This is a genomic window from Roseateles sp. P5_E11 (genome assembly GCF_054049355.1).
Window position 1 is genome coordinate 1 of sequence record NZ_JBFUMO010000601.1, and the last position, 3,410, is coordinate 3,410.

General features: G+C 68.8%; 3 protein-coding genes. 2 read left to right on the forward strand and 1 reads right to left on the reverse strand.

The features are described from left to right. Together ACXJKR_RS27655 and ACXJKR_RS27660 are read left to right on the forward strand one after the other, a co-directional pair. A partial coding sequence (locus ACXJKR_RS27655) for a LysR substrate-binding domain-containing protein (protein ID WP_457325553.1) occupies positions 1 to 755 on the forward strand: 755 nt, incomplete at its 5' end. Between the two features lie 38 nt (positions 756 to 793). Beyond that, positions 794 to 1,936 carry a serine hydrolase domain-containing protein gene (locus tag ACXJKR_RS27660; RefSeq protein ID WP_457325554.1) on the forward strand — a complete coding sequence of 381 codons (1,143 nt, stop codon included), beginning with the start codon at positions 794 to 796 and terminating at the stop codon, positions 1,934 to 1,936. Here ACXJKR_RS27660 and ACXJKR_RS27665 read toward each other — a convergent pair. Beyond that, the coding region (locus ACXJKR_RS27665; RefSeq protein ID WP_457325555.1) for an AfsR/SARP family transcriptional regulator at positions 1,927 to 3,410 on the reverse strand (1,484 nt) is incomplete at its 5' end. The genes ACXJKR_RS27660 and ACXJKR_RS27665 overlap by 10 nt on opposite strands.

The following is a 3,410-nucleotide window of genomic DNA, read 5'->3' on the forward strand; positions in this document are numbered from 1 at the left end:
CGCTGGCGCTGACCGAGGATGGCCAGCGCCTGCACGCCGCCTGCTCGACGGCCTTGAACACCTTGCGTGTGGCCGTGCGTGCGGTGCGTGAGCCGCACCAGCGCCAGATGCTGGCGTTGACGACGACGCCGGGCTTCGCGTCGCTGTGGTTGATCCCGCGCCTGACCGGCTTCACCCGTGCCCACCCGGGCATCGACGTGCGCCTGGATGCCGGCCTGGGCAACCGCAACCTGGCCAGCGAGGGCTTTGACCTCGCCATCCGCTACWGCCCGGTCGGCGCGGCTCAGGGCCAACAGCTGTTCGCCGAATCGATGGTGCCGGTCTGCAGCCCACGGCTGGTGGGCGAACTGGGCCTGGCGCTGCGCGAGCCGCCCGACCTGGCCCGGCACACGCTGCTGCACCTGGCCATGGACGGCGACAGCGCCGGCATGCCGGCCGAATGGGAGCCCTGGCTGAGTGCCTGGGGCCTGGTCGATCTGCGGCCGGCGGCGCGCTTGAGCTTCTCGAGCTATTCCGAAGCCATCGCCGCCGCCATTGCGGGGCAGGGCGTGGCGCTGGGCCGGCGGCCGCTGGTGGACGCGCTGCTGGCCAGCGGCCAGCTCGTCACGCCGTTTGACGCCGGCATCGCGTCGGCGCGGGCCTATCGCCTCATCGTCGACCCGGCGGCCAAGTCACGCCCGGCGGTCAAGGCCTTCGAGCAGTGGTTGCTGGCGCAGTGTGATGTTGGGTCAGGCGCCGACCGCCAGCTTCTCTGACTTATGTCATCGCGTGGAAGCTGCCTCACGATGAGCGGTTGCCCAAGGTTCGGCACCTCAACTCACCATCGCTCCGTCCTGAACAGCCTATGAAATTTGGAAGAGAGACCCTCGTCATCCTGACGGCGGCATTGCTTTTGGCACTGCCTGGCCTCGGTCGCGCCGCTGATGCCATCGAATCCTCGAACGATCAGACGCGCCGCCTGATTCAACAGACGATGAAGGAACGGCGCATACCGGGGCTGCAGGTTGCGGTCGTCAAGGATGGCCGGATCGTGCTGTCCGAAAGCTATGGCTGGGCCAACGTCGAAAACCGTGTGCCCGCAACGGCCAAGACATTGTTCCCGCTCAATTCCGGCACCAAGCCGCTCACAGGCGTTGCGTTGATGCAGTTGGCCGAGGCCGGCCTCGTGGATCTTGAGGCGCCCGTATCCCGCTATCTCGACGACCTGCCGAGCGCTTGGCAGCCCATCCGCGTGCGGCAGTTGCTGGCACACACGTCGGGGCTGCCCGACATCGTCGATCAACCCGGCCCCGTCACTGGCAGCACTGAAGCGGCCATGTGGAAGGCGGTCAAGCAGCAACCCATGGAAGCGCCGCCCGGTGAGAAGTTTTCCTACAACCAGACCAACTACGGCCTGCTGGCTCAGATCATCGTCAAGCAGGCCAAGATGCCCTACGAGCGCTACATGAAAGAGCGGCAGTTCGCGCTGGCCGACATGCCGCTGACGACGTTCGGCGACAGCTATGACCTCGTCGCGAACGCTGTAACGATCTACAGCCACTTTCCCCGCAGAACGCTCGCGCCGGACGATGCCGATCGCCTGTCTCACTGGGTCTACGACATGCCCTACAGCCTCCATGCGGGAGGCGGCATCCAGACGACGGCCACCGAGCTGGCGAACTGGATCGTCGCGCTGTCCAGTGGCCGGTTCATCAGCGCGGCCAGCGCGCAGCGCATGTGGACACCCGAGAAGCTGAGCAGTGGTGCCGAAGGCAGCTGGGCGGCCGGCTGGCCTGTGCTCGCCTCAAGCCCGAAAAGGCAGGTCGCCGGCATCGGCGGCAACCGCGCGGCCTTCATCGTTTATCCGGACGAGGGCTTGGCCGTCGTCGTCTTGACGAATCTGGTCGGCGGCAATCCGGAGAGATTCATCCCCCAGATCGCTGCGTTCTACAAGTGATGGGTCGCTGGCGCAGCCACATGGCTTGAGATGCCGGGGTCGGCGGACACAGCGCGCAGCGTCCATTCCCGCGCTTGCGTGGCGTCGACGCTTGCGTCGCGTGCCTCACGCAGCAGCGCCGCGGCGAGGCGGGCCCGCCAGCGCTCGGCCGCAGCCAGCGCCCAAGTCTGCTCGCTGAGCGTCAGGCAGGGGCCACGGTAGAGCTTGAGGGCGGCGTCCAGGGCCCCGGCGGCGGCAGAGCTGCCAGCAGGTGAGTGCTCGTGCTCAGTCAGGCGGTCGTTCAGGGCCTGCACGTCGACCCAGACGCAGTCCGCGTTCAGGCGCACGCCATGGTCCTGCACCAGCAAGGCGGCGTCGTGGGCCAGCAGGCGGCGCAGCCTCGCGACGGTGACCTCGAAGGCCTTTTGCCGCCCCTCACGGCCGTCACCGGGCCACAGCTCGCGGGCCACGGCCTCGGTTGAGGCGGCCTCGGTGCCGCGGCAAGCCAGATAGCGCAGCAGTTCGAGCGGCTTGCTGGCGGCCTTGCGCCCTTCCGCTGAACGCACGGCGCCGGCGTCGTTGCACATTTCAAAGCCACCCAGGGCGTGGACCTTCACCGACCAGGGCCAGGCCTCGGGCGCCCCGGCCGGCGCGGCGAGCCGGCGCGTGCGGATGGCCGAGCGCACCCAGTCCGTCTCGGCGCCCTGAACCAGGGCCTGGCAGAAGATCTCGCCGATATGCAGCGGCAGCAGCGGCAGCACGCCGGGCCACTCCAGTTCGCGCAGCGTGCGCATGGCGCGGGCCAGGGGTGCGTTTGGCAGGGCGCCCCAGCCATTGCGCTGGCCGATGGCGATCAGTGCGGTCAGGTCTGCCAGGCAGCGCAGGCGCGCCGCCAGGTAGCGTGGCAGCTGCATCTCGCCCAAGCCTTGAAAGCGCGCTGCAGCATCCTCGGCATTGCCGCAGCCAATCAGTGCATAGCCCTCCTGCACGAGGTAGGTGACCTGGTAGCCGGGCCAGGCGCCACTCATCTGCAAATGGCCCAGGGCACGCCTCGCGTGGCCCAGGGCCGCATGGAAGTCGCCCTCAAGCAGGGCCACGCGGCAGCGCACATCGGCCTGGTCGGCCCACCACAGCGGCGTGCTGGCTGCATCGCCCGCGGCGGCGGCCTGGGCTGCCAGCGCCAGCGCCGCCGTGGGGTCGCTGCTGCACTCCACCAGGCGTGCGCGCTGCAGTGCCGCGACGGCGGCCAACCCCGGTAGATAGTGTTCGGCTGCCAGTTGCTGCGCCAGCACCAGCCGCTCGCGCGCTTCGTCGACCTTGGCGAAGGCGTACAGATGCCAGGCCGCGACGATGGCCCAATGGCCGCGCCAGAAGGGTGAGGCATCGGGCCGCTTCTCAACCGTTGCGACCTGCGCGAACAGCAGTTCGAACTCCGCAWCCTCGCCATGGCGTTCGCAGAGCTCACCCAGCGCGCAGGCCAGCGCCAGCGATACGT